The organism is Nostoc sp. LPT, from assembly GCF_017115165.1.
Classification (GTDB): Bacteria; Cyanobacteriota; Cyanobacteriia; order Cyanobacteriales; family Nostocaceae; genus Nostoc.
Genome location: NZ_JABXKF010000053.1, coordinates 50,855 through 64,465 on the forward strand (window position 1 = coordinate 50,855; position 13,611 = coordinate 64,465).

Sequence of the window (13,611 nt, forward strand, 5' to 3'; positions counted from 1 at the left end):
CTGTTGATTTTCTTTGTGGCTTTTTAACTTACAAAATTGTTCGACTAAAATACCCAGAGGGTAATAAACCAATCTTTGCTTTTTTGGCAGTTATTTTGAGTCCGACCGTCATATATAATAGTGCCCTCTGGGGTCAATGTGACAGCATTTATACAACGGGATTGATTGCCTGTATTTACTTCTTATGTATTCAAAAAGAAATTCCTGCCTTACTCAGTTTTGGTGTGGGACTTTCTTTTAAGTTGCAAGCAATGTTTTTAGCACCTTTATTATTAATTTTTTTAGTTAAAAAGAAAATTCATTGGTATTATTTACTATTAATTCCAGCAGTATATATAATTGCAGTTTTACCGCCTTGGTTGATGGGAAGACCGATACAAGAATTGCTATTAATCTACTTTAGCCAAGCTAATAAATATAAAGAATTAGCGAAAGGTGCTCCTAATATTTATCAATGGATTCCTAACAATTTTTATAATATTGTTGTCCCTATAGGTTTAACATTAACTGTATCTGCAATATTTTTATTAGCATATCTTGTTTATAAAAGTAAGCTAAAAATTACTCAAGACAGGCTGATACACTTAGCCACCATCTCAGTTTTGTTTATGCCATATATCCTGCCTAAAATGCATGAAAGATATTTTTATCCTGCCGATATTCTTTCAATTATCTTTGCCTTTTACTTTCCGCGATATTTTTGGGTAGCTATAGTTGTGCAAATGGCATCATTTTTCAGCTATTTGGGAACTCCCATATTGATCCAGTTATTTTCAGTACCTTTAGGTTTTGCTCTCTGGTTTGTTGTGCGAAAGTGCGATCTAATTTACCCAAAGCTAAATTTTAGAGAATATGTACCTAAAGGGTAAATTCATTAAGATAAATATTCTATATGTTTAACTTATGGTGAAATCAGTGTAAATCCTTTAGTTGATCCGATAATTTTACTACCAGTTAAATTGATTTGCTGTAAAGCCCCATTGTCTAACAGTAAATAAGATTTATTAGATAACATTTGTTGTAAAGTTGGGACAGTTGCAGGAGTTACTTTACAATCGCAGTAAAAGTCTAAACTAGGACGCCCATAAGCAAAGGAAGTATAAATTTGTGTTCCTGGTGAAACATTTGCCCGAATTAATTCTGCTACTGGTTTAACTGGAAAAGCTTCCTTTAATTCCCAAATCCATGATTGCGAACTCATTAACAGTGCTAAAACTAAGTACATCCCAGAAAATAATACTGGAATAAAATTGCGATCGCGTTGGCTAATTAACCAGACTACTGCACTCATACTTATTGCCAAAACAATGCTCATGACTATTAAACTAGGCTCTTTCTTTGCAAGAATAAAGTAAACACAACCTCCTAAGCCAGCAATAGCAATAATAGCCATAAATATTGTCAAACTTCGCACCTTAAAATGACCGTACTGCCAAATTTCGCTAAGTTTAGCACCAATTGCCAAAGCTAAAAATGGATATACAGGCATAACATACCAGGGGAGCTTAGTTCTCATTAAAGAGATAGTTCCTAAGTAAACAATTGTGCCAATAAGAATTAAGCGACCCCAGGAAGTATGACGTTTTTTCCAAGCTAGATAAAAACCTCCTGGTAAAAATAATAGCCAAGGAAAACTATACTTAATTAACTCAATTAAATAGTACCAGGGTGGCCCACTATGACCTTCAACTGGTTGTGTCAGGCGATCAAAGGTTTGTGTTTGAAAGTTCACTTGGAAGAAAGTTTCACCATAATGTTGCCATTGAGCAGCAAACCAAGCGATCGCTGGTGCATTTCCTAAAAATATTCCCACCAATAAATAGGGGCTTGTTAACAAAGCAAACTGTCGATCTGCAATCAGGAATAAACAAGCGATCGCCCCTAGCGGCAAAACTATCATCCCTTTCGTGAGAGTGATTAACCCTAGACAAAATCCCACACCTAGAGCGTACCGACGATTCTGACGTGCTTTTAGCAAACAAAACAACAGCAGCAAGAAAAAGGTAATAGTTGTACCATCTAGCATTGCTAGCCTTCCGTGACGCAGCACAGGCAACATCGTCAGGTAAACTAAAGCGCTAAACAGAGCTGGTAAACTTTGGTTAAAAAGCAAACATCCCACCAAGTAAAGCAAAGGCACTCCCAAAGCAGTTAACACTGCACCCGGTAGACGCGTTGTCCACTCATTCACGCCTCCGATCAAATAAGTCCAAGCAATTAACAAGTGCATCAGGGGTGGCTTATTATGATAAGGTTCTCCTCCCAATGTGGGGTAAAGCCAATGCATTGAACCAAGTGGGGCACGCCAAATTTCACGGGCAACCTGTGCCACAGTACCTTCATCCCAATCTTGTAAAGGGGAGTTTCCCAAAAATATCAGCCATAGAAATAGAGATATTACTAGTAAGCTAAATAACCATTCTTTTTCTCGGAATAGACGCATATCTAAAATCGGGATAATCATCTCTCTCAAACCTCCAGGATATCCCCACTAAAGCTTGCTTTATATGGCATCATAGCAGCTTCGTAAACCAGTCTTATATTACAGCAAAGTGTTGAACACCCTTTGCTGAAAGAATAGATACTTTGACATGATTTCATAATTTCTGAATAACAGATACAATTTATGACGAAAACTTCAGACAAGACATTATTCAAATTAGTGAAATATCCGTTTAATAGGTTCTTAAATTTTTTCCCATCCCCAGTTTCTGGATACTTAGCTATTGGAATTATCTTCGCAGTGCTAATCCGATTGGTTTGTGTTCCAAATAAATCGTCTGATTATAAATCTTTCTTAGCGCCTTGGTATGATTTCATCGCATCTCATGGCGGATTTAGCGCTCTCAAATATAGTTTTGCCGACTATACACCCCCCTATCTCTACTGGATTGTAATTGCTACCACCCTGCTATCTGGATTGCCAAAAATTTTTGCAATCAAGCTTTTTGCGATGGCTGTTGATTTTCTTTGTGGCTTTTTAACTTACAAAATTGTTCGACTAAAATACCCAGAGGGTAATAAACCAATCTTTGCTTTTTTGGCAGTTATTTTGAGTCCGACCGTCATATATAATAGTGCCCTCTGGGGTCAATGTGACAGCATTTATACAACGGGATTGATTGCCTGTATTTACTTCTTATGTATTCAAAAAGAAATTCCTGCCTTACTCAGTTTTGGTGTGGGACTTTCTTTTAAGTTGCAAGCAATGTTTTTAGCACCTTTATTATTAATTTTTTTAGTTAAAAAGAAAATTCATTGGTATTATTTACTATTAATTCCAGCAGTATATATAATTGCAGTTTTACCGCCTTGGTTGATGGGAAGACCGATACAAGAATTGCTATTAATCTACTTTAGCCAAGCTAATAAATATAAAGAATTAGCGAAAGGTGCTCCTAATATTTATCAATGGATTCCTAACAATTTTTATAATATTGTTGTCCCTATAGGTTTAACATTAACTGTATCTGCAATATTTTTATTAGCATATCTTGTTTATAAAAGTAAGCTAAAAATTACTCAAGACAGGCTGATACACTTAGCCACCATCTCAGTTTTGTTTATGCCATATATCCTGCCCAAAATGCACCAAAGATATTTTTATCCTGCTGATATACTTTCGATTATCTTTGCCTTTTACTTTCCTCGATATTTTTGGGTAGCTATAGTCGTGCAAATGGCATCATTATTTAGTTACTTGGGAACTCCCATATTGATCAAATTATTTTCAGTACCTTTAGGTTTTGCTCTCTGGTTTGTTGTACGAAAGTGCGATCTGATTTATCCAAAATTACAAGCTGGATTTTCTTCTAATCTTAAATAAAAAAATTAGGAAGTATAAGTAGGATTTAAATAACAGAAAACCTGTCAAAAATGAATCATATCAAAATAATTTTAGGGATTAGTACTTTAATTTTATTTATCTCCAGTAGCTTCCGACACGAGTTATTTAATTCCTCTGGGGATTTAGCATTTTTTGATCAATGTATTTACTTAATTAGTCAAGGAAAACCGCCAGTTTCTTCTGTACTTGGTTTTCATCTTTTAGCCGATCATGCTGCTTGGATTTTATATCCTTTGGCTTTATTGTACAAAATTTACCCTAGTGTTTCTTGGCTGTTTGCAGTACAGTCTATTGCTTTAGCATTAGGTGCTTTACCTACATATTTTCTGGCGCTACAAGCCGGTTTAAAAGAAAATTTAGCAGTCGCAATTATAGCTGTATATCTAATGTATCCGGTGGTTTACAATAGCAATCTCTGTGATTTTCACCCTGATACGATCGCAGTCCCTGCACTTTTGACAGCAGTTTTGGCTGCTAGATCGAGAAAAATAGCTTGGTTTTGCCTCAGTATTCTTGTGGTATTGGGTTGTAAGGCTGTATTATCACTGACTGTAGTGGCGATGGGGATTTGGTTACTCTTGTTTGAAAAGCGACGTTTATATGGTGCGATCGCCATTATTGGTGGGACAATATGGTTTTTGATTGCTAACTGGATTATCATCCCTTATTTTGGTAGCGAAGCCGCGTTACTTAACCGTCATCTTTATCGCTATAGCTATTTGGGAAACTCATTTTCCGAAATGCTACAAATATTATTTTTTCAACCAAAAATCATTTTTAACAACCTGTTTTCAGTTATAAACTTAGAATATTTATGTTTTTTATTCTTACCTGTTATTTGGGGTTTAAGACCACAATATCTCATACCATTGATAAGTATAATTCCTTGCATAGCACTAAATTTACTTGCCGATCATCCTTCGCAAAAAAATCTAGTTTTACATTATTCTTTACCAGCAATTCCATTTTTTATTTTAATTTTAATTGCCAGCCTAGCAGCAGGTAAAGCATGGATAAAACAAAGACGAGCAATTATCTTGTGGTCTTTACTTTGCTTTTTCACTTTTGGTAAATTTGGTTTCTTTAGCTCAAAATATCTCCATAATCTGGACAATTGGGCAGCCACAAAAGAGGCGATCGCTTTAGTGAAGACTAAAGATAGCGTTTTAACTACAGATATAATTACTCCACATTTAACCCACAGACAGTTAATTAGTTTTAAATATAATCCTTCTCAAAATATTGCGGAATTGAATAAATTTTATTATGTCTTGCTCAACGTTCGCCACCCAGGCTGGGCTGCAACTTCAGAATCTATTTCTAACTTAGTAAATATTTTGAAAAATCAGTCAAATTTTCACTTGGAATATCAACAAGATGATGTATATCTTTTTGAAAAAACTATTAGTTAACAATACTCCTTTTGCTGAAACTGGCTCAATAACCAAGCTCCAACTTCAGATTGATTCATCTCACGGCTACAGTGTAAGGCTTCCTCTAAAATTGCGTAGGCGTAGCCCGTCGTAGACATCGCTGCTTTTCAAATCAAAGAGCAAAGGCGTTAATAGACGACATGCATCACTAGACTAAAGTCGATAGTAATCGGATTTCTACAAATTGTAAAATTTTTAATAAAAAATGTCTGAAGTAAAAATTAGGGCTTTACCACTAATGGAGAAAGGGTGAGATGAACGATCGCACATTTGGGCACAAAAAAGCAGGTAAATCAACTTTTTCAAATCCATCACTTGTCTCACCAACTACTTCAACGCTGGCGAACCCAGTACGCGGCTTTGGTTTACCAACAAATAATCACATCCAAACAGAAGCTTCAGAATCAACCAATCTTCAAGAAGCGCAGGCTGCTGATGAGCAATCCTTGTTATCAAAAGCCATTCAACAACGGTCTTTTGGTCATGACATTAGTCGCATATCATTGCGCGATCCACAAGTAAAGCTAGCAGTGGGAGAGCCAAACGACCAGTACGAGCAACAAGCCGATTCGATGGCAAATCAGGTGATGTGGAACCCTCCTAGCGCACAGCCAGTACACAGATTATCACAGTTTTCGCAGACGAAAGAGCAAAATTTACGAATATCACGATCGCCAGGAGACTCTGGAGGTAAAAGTACTGATACTCAAACCAAGGAATCTGTTACATGGTTAGATTTACCACACGCACACCTCAAAAAAGGAGCAAAAAAGGGGGCAAAGAAAGGTAAATTAACGCTAACAAGCGTAGAAAACACACCTAATGCTGACCCAACATTGACTTATGCTTCTGAAGAAGATGTAGACCTTACGTCCAAAAATAGTGAAGAAATTGATGATTCCAGGAAAAACCAAATAATTGCTGAGATTGTTGTTGCCCGCAATGCTATTCCAGCACGAGAGATTGGGCGAAGTCCTTATGGAGAAGCTGTTGGAAATTTTCACGATCCAGCACGTGCTAAGGACGATCCAATTGCAGCCCAATATAATCAATGGAGTCAAGGCGCACAACCAACCCAAAAGTTTGACCCTTCAAATCCTGAAGACCAAAAAAAGTGGCAAATATTCAAAAAAACGATTCCCTTAGAAGGACGACTTGCTACAATCACAACCTTTGATAAAACTCTCACCATTGGGGTTGGTTTTTCATCATCGGGTAGGCAAGCAGAACAGATAATAGCTCAAAGCTTTGATGCTTTACCAGAAGTAAAGAACTTAGCCTTTCAAGCTGGATTAATAGCTGATAAAAAGACAAAAAGTTTTTTAGTTGTTGACACAGAAAAAGCGTGGATTTTGGATGGAACAGATGCATCCAATTATATCCAAACAAATCATGCACTTCTTTCATTAATTATTAATGTTAGTCAAGGTCGTCAAACGAATCAATCTGGACAAGAACCTAGCGAAGATGAAAGCGTTAAACAGCGTCAGACAATGCTTGACGCCCAGTGGACAACATTTTTAGAAAATGCAATTAATGGCATTCCTCCAGAAATATTAGAATACCCCTTAGATAGTGCGACTTTAGCTGTTCAGTCGCGACACGCAATATCCGCAACTTTCCCTTGGTCTTTCTGGCAAGAAAACAATAATCCTGACTTGAAAGCAATGGTGGGTGCAATTTATAAAAAGCTAAAGCAAATCAATCAGTTATATTGGCTTTATCCCATTTGTGGCGGCATCTACAAACCCTATGCTGATGAAGTTGTAGCCAAGGAAGAAGCTTCAGACTTTTACAAAAAGCTTAATGGCTTACAAATGTCAGATATGCTCAAAGAATTACGTCGGCTTGCTGCTCAGAAAAAGTTAAAAATTCGACTAGATTTATATGATGGCTCTTACGGTGGTCGTCTTCGTGTCGCTATGCTTGCAGTGCTGAATCTGAATTCTACTAATGAGCAGAAGTTATCTATTATATCTACAACCGATTTTGCTGAACTTCCTCCAGATCAACAACAAATGATTAGACAAGAATTGGGTCTAAATTAAGTCCTGAAAGAGTGCTTGTCCAGGAGGATTGCTGATTATAACATCAAGACATAATAAACGAAATGTGCTTTATTTTAACCTCTTAAAGTTGGAGGTGTAATATCAAGTTCGTTTAATTACTTATAATTCCAAATTCTCTGCGTCCCTCGAAGTTCTGATCGGCGGAAGCCGCCGCTCAGACTTCTCTTTGCGTCAGTCCTTAATTATAAGCATTCATCCGAACATGATATAAATTTCTTATCCGAACCGTATTGACTCTTCATAGAGCGATCGCCTTCAAAATCTCAACTTTTAACCTCTGAATTTGGAAGTTACACCTTTTTACTCGAACGTTGAGCCTCTGAACTCGGAAGTTGCACCTTTTTACTCGAACGTTGAGCCTTTGAACTCGGAAGTTGCACCTTTTTGCTGGAACGTTGAGCCTCTGAACTCGGAAGTTGCACCTTTTTGCTGGAACGTTGAGCCTCTGAACTCGGAAGTTGCACCTTTTTGCTGGAACGTTGAGCCTCTGAACTCGGAAGTTGCACTTTTTTGCTGGAACGTTGAGCCTTTGAACTCGGAAGTTGCACCTTTTTGCTGGAACGTTGAGCTTTTAAACTCCGAAGTTCAACCTTTTTGCTCAAATGCTGAAGTTCTGAGGTTGAAACTTGAGGCTTTGAAGTTAGAGGATGGTGATTAAAAAGACAATCACCTAATTTTTGACCATAGTTTATTCTCCCTTCACCGCAGCCTCAATGGCTTTTACGAATGGACTCACCCACCACTGATCTGAAGCTTTCTGAAGTCCCTCAAAGATAAATGCTTTTCCTCCGACTTCCAAGCGCTTCCTCAAAGTTGGATTCTGCTTAACTTGCTCTACTGCTTCTGCCACAATAATTTGTTTCTCTACTTCAGTTGGAGCGGGATAATTTTGAGTGATCCGATTTACGATTTGCTGAATCTCGTCAAAAGCCTCTATAAGATTTTGCTCTTGAGCATAATTATGCTGTGTTCCAATCTGATCTCCATTGACCGTACTATTGAGATTGACTGCACCCACAGATCCACTAAAGTTTAAGTTTGGGTTGTTTGATCCTTGCATAATAAAGACTCCTGCTTGAATTTGTGTACTTTGATTTTTTGGCTGATTGCTCACAATCTGGAGGATCTGCTCTGGTTGGAGTGGTTGCCAATTTTTGCGCCGCATAACGTTCTGAGCGTTCAGCAACGTTCTTTTAAGCCACGTCAGTTTAGGGAACTGGTCAGCAATGCGCTCAATCTCAATACACGCCTGAAATGTCCCAGTTTCACTAAGTTGTGTTACTACATTGTCTCTAAAACCAGCAACACTTTCTCTGACTCCTACAACGTGAGCAAGAACATCATTACTGTTATCAGGATCTCCAGCATGAGGATACTGACAAACTAGCCAGATGTATAAATCTGCTAACTGTTTTTCAGTCAGCTTCAAATGCAAACCATGCGAGTAGCGGTAAGCGACTGTTTCAAATACTTCTCGCCCAAAGTCTGTATCTTGCTGAATAGCCGACCAAATAACCGCCCAGCTAATAGGCTCTGCACATTCGACTAATACCTTACCTGCAACTACAGCTTTCTGGTGTGCTTCTTCTTCTAAAGGTAGAGGAATAGAAACAAGGGATTTAGCAAACTCTCTAGCTCCAATCGATTCACGCTTTAAAAGTTCTTCAAGTAACTGCCCCATACACTGAGGTTTAATTGCTGTATCCCTAGCCTTTTCTAAAAGAACAGCTTTGAAAGGCTCATTCCAGCATTTCTCAAATTTATTAAGAATGAAGATAAAGCTATGTTCCTCATTCTCCTTATTAATAATGGACAGCAGTGTAGTCAGGGTTTCAGAGGGGGCATTTATGTATGCCCGCTTAACTAATTCGGTGTAGTAATCTTCTCGTTGGGTGGTGTTGCTATGAGGAAAGGCAACAATAACAGATGCCCACCGTGGCTATACTCACATCTAGACGCCGAAGTGGAGCTAGTTCATAAATTCCTACACTATCTTTACCCCAAATTTGCTTCAGTCCTTCCTCTAGGACTGGTTGCCAAACAGCCGTTCGGCAGGCAATACGAAGATGTAAACGCTGGATATGATTCTGATAACGTTTGAACTCGTCAACTAGGAGTGTTGCTAATGTATCTATTCGTAGCAAGCATTCATCAAGACTATCTAAAAAAATATGTAACTGATGAGTGCCTTTTAACCATTGAGTAAATTCTAGACTGTCAAATAATCTGCCAACCAGTCTGTCTTCACTTCCATAGGAACGGATATCTAACGGAAGTACCTGACCACCTTGTTTTTGAATTTCGCTAATAATTTCATTTTTCTCTGCCTCTATAGTATGACTTTTGCCAATACCTGGCTCACCCAAGAGTGCTAAACATGGTAAGGCGGAGATAGCCTCGAAGGTTACTAAATCTGGATTGTATATTTTGCCCCACTTCTCTTCTGGGTTGCAAAGATAACCGCCATCAGCTAGATTAATGTGACCTGACCGAGGACACCAGAACCGCTTCCATTTGTAATCTTGACTTGGCATTTTCACCGACAAAAGGCTGAAAATATTTTTACTATGTTAACCTCACTAACCCTTAATGATGCCCCTTAAGAGAGGAGTATTCGAGATAAATATTTTTGCGATCGCCTTCAAAATCTCAATTTTCAACCTCTGAACTCGGAACTTCGACCTTTTTACTCGAACGTTGAGCCTCTGAACTCGGAACTTCGACCTTTTTACTCGAACGTTGAGCCTCTGAACTCGGAACTTCGACCTTTTTACTCGAACGTTGAGCCTCTGAACTCGGAACTTCGACCTTTTTACTCGAACGTTGAGCTTCTGAACTCGGAAGTTGCACCTTTTTGCTGGAACGTTGAGCTTCTGAACTCGAAATGTCGTGCTTTTAACTCCAACATTCAAGTTCTGAAGCTCTAACGTTTTACTTTTGACGTGCAACTACCAACTTATTTTCTACAACATTGGTTCTTTAGGCTCCAACTTTACAGGTTTACGAGTAAATCGTTTTCCCATTTTTGCAACCACTGTATCTAAACCCGCCCCTTGTCCACTGGCTTTGGCGTAGCTATACACCTGCAACGCGGCTGCATAAGCTTCACTGCCTACTGCCAAGGAAGTATCATCCACGAGTTCTTGCAATTGTGTCAAGGACAACAACACCGGATACAACGCTTCAAATAATTGCACGTCCTTTCGCATTTCATCCAAATCGAACGATCGCGGTAAAAACTCTGGGTTCTGCGCAGCCACCTCTAATGCTTTGCTTACAAAGGCGCGACTCTTATCGCCCATCTTAGGTAAAGTCTTGCGATCGTCGGAACTCAAATCAACTAAAAATGGTAACTTTTCTTTAATCGTGCTAATCGCTTGCAACACAGCATCTCTCTCTGTTTGTGCCAGTGTTGCACTAATTGGGGTCGTAGACATAGAAATCACTCTCCAGTATGTTTCTTAAATCTAGAGTGCCCACATATACAACTAAAATTTCCATTCACACAGCAAAGCCGATCATCGTAATAAAGACTGATTGGGCGTTAACTGGCTCTCAAAACGGCTGTAAACAATTTGGGTTGGATACCAACAAGAAAACCAGTACAAATCTTGCATAACTTTGCCAGAACTACTCTCATCTGCTAACTCAAAGTGAACCAGAGCTAAATTATTCAATCCCACTACTTCTCGCCCGTCCTGAAACCAAGGAGATTTCCAAAATATCAGGGGTTGCAACCATTTCCATTTAGCATTTTCGGTTCGTTTCCAGGGAGCTATCAACGATAATATATCTGCTGTGTAGGTAGAAGTCTGAATACTGTTTCTAGGTATCCACTCCAGTACACAATGCCATTCAGAGTCATTCAGCAGCTGACGATTATGATGTAATTGTTTCTCGGAAATTTCTACCATATTGGGTGGATTGATCCAGCCTATCCAATGTCGTACCTGTTCTGGTAGCAGCCAATCTTTCAATCGTGTATGAATCAGCCGCGTCAAAATCTCTTCATTCTTCAATGCACTAGCGGTTAATTGTACCAAGACAGACTGTAATTTGGAATGAGTGCGTGCATAAGATAAGTGAGCAACAGAACTGTAGTGAATATCCCCAGATAGAATCACGACTTGTTGACGTTCTTCAAACAAAGTAGTTAGGAATTTCGCCAGGGCTTCAACATTAATGTTCCAGGCATCTCCAACATCTGTTGAAAAAACTTTCTCCTGTTGTAAGTGCCAATGATGAATCCAATCAATCACTTGTAATCCAAATACATTCGTGGGCGCAATCACAAATGTAGTTTGAATCTGAGTTTGTTCAGTTACTTGTTGTAAAGGGAAAAGTAGTTGTTGCTCAAAAGCTTTTGGACACAACAACATCGGCGGGGCAATTGGTTTTTGATCGGCTGGATAACCTCGCCATGTACGTGTATCCAGCACAATTACTTCATGGCAATCGCTGCGGACTATGTAATGCCAAATCAGTGCTTCAGGATGCCGATCCAGAATAAATACTGAACCGTCTCGGACTAAAATAGGTAAGTCTGTGTGCGGATCGTTGGCTGGCATCCCTACATAACGAGCGATCGCTTCATCAGCCTTTGCATCCGTTCCTTGGGAAGCAGACCAAATTTGTGCAACCGCCAACAGCTTTTCTCCTGGTTTTCCTGCTGTAAATTGCCCTGGTGTATTGCCCCAACCCTGAAATACCGTATAAGCTAACAATGCATTTTGGACTATTCTTCGCCCTAAGGGATGCCCCAGTACTCGCAAACACCAAGCTTGGTTCAAATTCCAGTCATCGCTAACATCATGGTCATCAAAGATGCTGTACATGGGGATATTGGCAAGGGCACGGCGCACTTTCCAAAGGGTATAAATGAATTGTCGCAAATGCTGGACTTCTCGGTTCCACTTCCTGATAGCATGGCGATCGCGCGTTACTTGATGTCCTTGGGGAAATGCTGTGGGCCAGCACACTGGCGACCAAGCTAGTAAATAAGTAGCGTAATATTCACCCAGACTGAAAAGATGACTGTTGACTTTCTCAGCTTTATTATGTAATCCTGCGGTCAAGCCAGCTTGTGTCGCCACATCAGCCCGTTCTCCAGGGGGTAGTTGTTGGGGAGTGCAGTACACTCCATTCACCGGAAGTTGTTCTTCCCAACCCAAAAGGGCATCACCAAGAGTAGTGGCAACCCACAATGACGGATCTGCTACATCATCTCCGTAAATTTGATCTCCGGTGAGGAATAGCTGATGAGGGCGGTGTTGGGGTTGATTTGCTGACGCCTGAATTATACTGTCGAGAATTGGCAGTGCATCAAACCCATGACCATGAGGTTTACGGCAGGAAGCATGGACAATTTGCAAATCTTGAAGACGGTTTGGCGGTAGAGCAAAGGTTGGTTTTTGATGATCGAAATAACTAATGCTGACTAAAGGAGAGGAGTTTGAACATAATGCTTGTTGCATTTGCGTGGTTTGGTCAGCAACAGTAAACTGGAGGTCGTATGCATAGATGCGACCTCCAGTTAGGCGATGTCCAATTGTAGACCGAGCCGCGATCGCAACTACATGAAGATACTTACCCAGAGCAACGGTAGAGCGTTCTCCCTCCAATAAGCAATTTCCTAATGTTTCACCATCATTTGTTGTGTCATAAACCTTAAGTTTTACCTGACAAGACTGTTTCAGTGCAACCCATACTGTCACAGACTCTGGCTCAGTATGTTTGAGGATTGGCCCCCCTAAAATCAGTGGTAGTTCTTGTAAAAACTTGTCTCCAACTTGGTACTTCATTGCAAACAGTTGACAAAATGATGGTGTTTTAGATGTGTTACTTTGCTCCTAAATTGGTAGCTCCAACTCATCTAATCACCAATCATGCATCAATTCTCATCTGTTTAACATCAGTTCATAGCGCAAATTGATTGCAGCCTAAAAGCTCAGGGACGAGCGAGACGCCCATCCCTTAACAATTCAAAATTCAAAATTCAAAATTCAAAATTAAAGACATTTCAGACGGGGATTTAAACCCCGACTGAAACTGATCGGAGGCGGAGTGGCTTCGACTCCGCGCTACATATAGATGTAGGGGTTTTAAACCCTTGAATTTACGATAAAAGTGATTATTTGAGTTAACAAGAAAGAATTCAGGAGTCAGGAGCCAGAATTCCGAATTGAATTGGAGCATCTGAATAAACGGTGAAACATCGCACCAAATTTTAAAATTGGTGGTCAACTTTCATAGTGACTGGTCT

At 39.4% G+C, this 13,611-nt stretch carries 12 protein-coding genes; 5 read left to right on the plus strand and 7 right to left on the minus strand.

What is annotated here, in order from left to right; genetic code table 11:
* Positions 1–869: hypothetical protein (locus tag HWQ58_RS12305; RefSeq protein ID WP_292862342.1), on the plus strand; the 869-nt coding region annotated here is incomplete at its 5' end.
* 32 nt (positions 870–901) lie between these two features.
* Here the strand turns inward: HWQ58_RS12305 and HWQ58_RS12310 are convergent.
* Entirely contained in the window at positions 902–2,443 is a 1,542-nt protein-coding gene (locus HWQ58_RS12310; RefSeq protein WP_292862625.1) for a glycosyltransferase family 39 protein, read from the minus strand.
* A 183-nt stretch (positions 2,444–2,626) separates the two neighbouring features.
* On the opposite strand from HWQ58_RS12310, the gene HWQ58_RS12315 reads away from it, so the two are divergent.
* Both HWQ58_RS12315 and HWQ58_RS12320 read left to right on the plus strand, forming a co-directional pair.
* Positions 2,627–3,826 (plus strand): hypothetical protein, encoded by a 1,200-nt coding sequence (locus tag HWQ58_RS12315; protein WP_292862344.1) that lies wholly within the window; start codon positions 2,627–2,629, stop codon positions 3,824–3,826.
* Between the two features lie 50 nt (positions 3,827–3,876).
* Positions 3,877–5,259, plus strand: a complete 1,383-nt coding sequence (locus HWQ58_RS12320) for a DUF2079 domain-containing protein (RefSeq protein ID WP_292862346.1) — start codon at positions 3,877–3,879, stop codon at positions 5,257–5,259.
* Here the strand turns inward: HWQ58_RS12320 and HWQ58_RS12325 are convergent.
* Positions 5,256–5,378 carry a hypothetical protein gene (locus tag HWQ58_RS12325; RefSeq protein ID WP_292862348.1) on the minus strand — a complete coding sequence of 41 codons (123 nt, stop codon included), beginning with the start codon at positions 5,376–5,378 and terminating at the stop codon, positions 5,256–5,258. The two genes, HWQ58_RS12320 and HWQ58_RS12325, sit on opposite strands and share 4 nt — an antisense overlap.
* Positions 5,379–5,534: 156 nt before the next feature.
* Between HWQ58_RS12325 and HWQ58_RS12330 the strand changes: the two genes are divergently transcribed.
* Together HWQ58_RS12330 and HWQ58_RS12335 are read left to right on the plus strand one after the other, a co-directional pair.
* Positions 5,535–7,328, plus strand: a complete 1,794-nt coding sequence (locus tag HWQ58_RS12330; protein WP_292862349.1) for a hypothetical protein — start codon at positions 5,535–5,537, stop codon at positions 7,326–7,328.
* 304 nt (positions 7,329–7,632) lie between these two features.
* On the plus strand, positions 7,633–8,007 hold the full coding sequence (locus tag HWQ58_RS12335) for a hypothetical protein (protein WP_292862352.1): 375 nt from the start codon (positions 7,633–7,635) through the stop codon (positions 8,005–8,007).
* 30 nt (positions 8,008–8,037) lie between these two features.
* On the opposite strand, the gene HWQ58_RS12340 is transcribed toward HWQ58_RS12335, so the two are convergent.
* The 5 genes from HWQ58_RS12340 to HWQ58_RS12360 form a co-directional block, all read right to left on the minus strand.
* The gene (locus tag HWQ58_RS12340; RefSeq protein WP_292862355.1) at positions 8,038–9,030 is read right to left on the minus strand and encodes a hypothetical protein; all 993 of its coding nucleotides are present in this window, start codon (positions 9,028–9,030) and stop codon (positions 8,038–8,040) included.
* A gap of 220 nt (positions 9,031–9,250) precedes the next feature.
* Positions 9,251–9,883 carry an ATP-binding protein gene (locus HWQ58_RS12345; RefSeq protein WP_292862358.1) on the minus strand — a complete coding sequence of 211 codons (633 nt, stop codon included), beginning with the start codon at positions 9,881–9,883 and terminating at the stop codon, positions 9,251–9,253.
* Between the two features lie 115 nt (positions 9,884–9,998).
* The gene (locus HWQ58_RS12350; RefSeq protein WP_292862361.1) at positions 9,999–10,199 is read right to left on the minus strand and encodes a hypothetical protein; all 201 of its coding nucleotides are present in this window, start codon (positions 10,197–10,199) and stop codon (positions 9,999–10,001) included.
* A gap of 113 nt (positions 10,200–10,312) precedes the next feature.
* Positions 10,313–10,786, minus strand: coding sequence for a hypothetical protein (locus tag HWQ58_RS12355; RefSeq protein WP_292862365.1), 474 nt, complete (start codon positions 10,784–10,786; stop codon positions 10,313–10,315).
* A gap of 81 nt (positions 10,787–10,867) precedes the next feature.
* Positions 10,868–13,150: a PhoD-like phosphatase gene (locus HWQ58_RS12360; RefSeq protein ID WP_292862368.1), complete on the minus strand. Its 2,283-nt coding sequence runs from the start codon at positions 13,148–13,150 to the stop codon at positions 10,868–10,870.
* Positions 13,151–13,611 lie beyond the last annotated feature (461 nt).

Coding starts and splice junctions, on each gene's coding strand:
- HWQ58_RS12310 (WP_292862625.1), bottom strand. CDS start 2,443: ATGCGTCTATTCCGAGAAAAAGAATGGTTATTTAGCTTACTAGTAATA.
- HWQ58_RS12315 (WP_292862344.1), top strand. CDS start 2,627: ATGACGAAAACTTCAGACAAGACATTATTCAAATTAGTGAAATATCCG.
- HWQ58_RS12320 (WP_292862346.1), top strand. CDS start 3,877: ATGAATCATATCAAAATAATTTTAGGGATTAGTACTTTAATTTTATTT.
- HWQ58_RS12325 (WP_292862348.1), bottom strand. CDS start 5,378: ATGTCTACGACGGGCTACGCCTACGCAATTTTAGAGGAAGCCTTACAC.
- HWQ58_RS12330 (WP_292862349.1), top strand. CDS start 5,535: ATGAACGATCGCACATTTGGGCACAAAAAAGCAGGTAAATCAACTTTT.
- HWQ58_RS12340 (WP_292862355.1), bottom strand. CDS start 9,030: ATGGGGCAGTTACTTGAAGAACTTTTAAAGCGTGAATCGATTGGAGCT.
- HWQ58_RS12345 (WP_292862358.1), bottom strand. CDS start 9,883: ATGCCAAGTCAAGATTACAAATGGAAGCGGTTCTGGTGTCCTCGGTCA.
- HWQ58_RS12355 (WP_292862365.1), bottom strand. CDS start 10,786: ATGTCTACGACCCCAATTAGTGCAACACTGGCACAAACAGAGAGAGAT.
- HWQ58_RS12360 (WP_292862368.1), bottom strand. CDS start 13,150: ATGAAGTACCAAGTTGGAGACAAGTTTTTACAAGAACTACCACTGATT.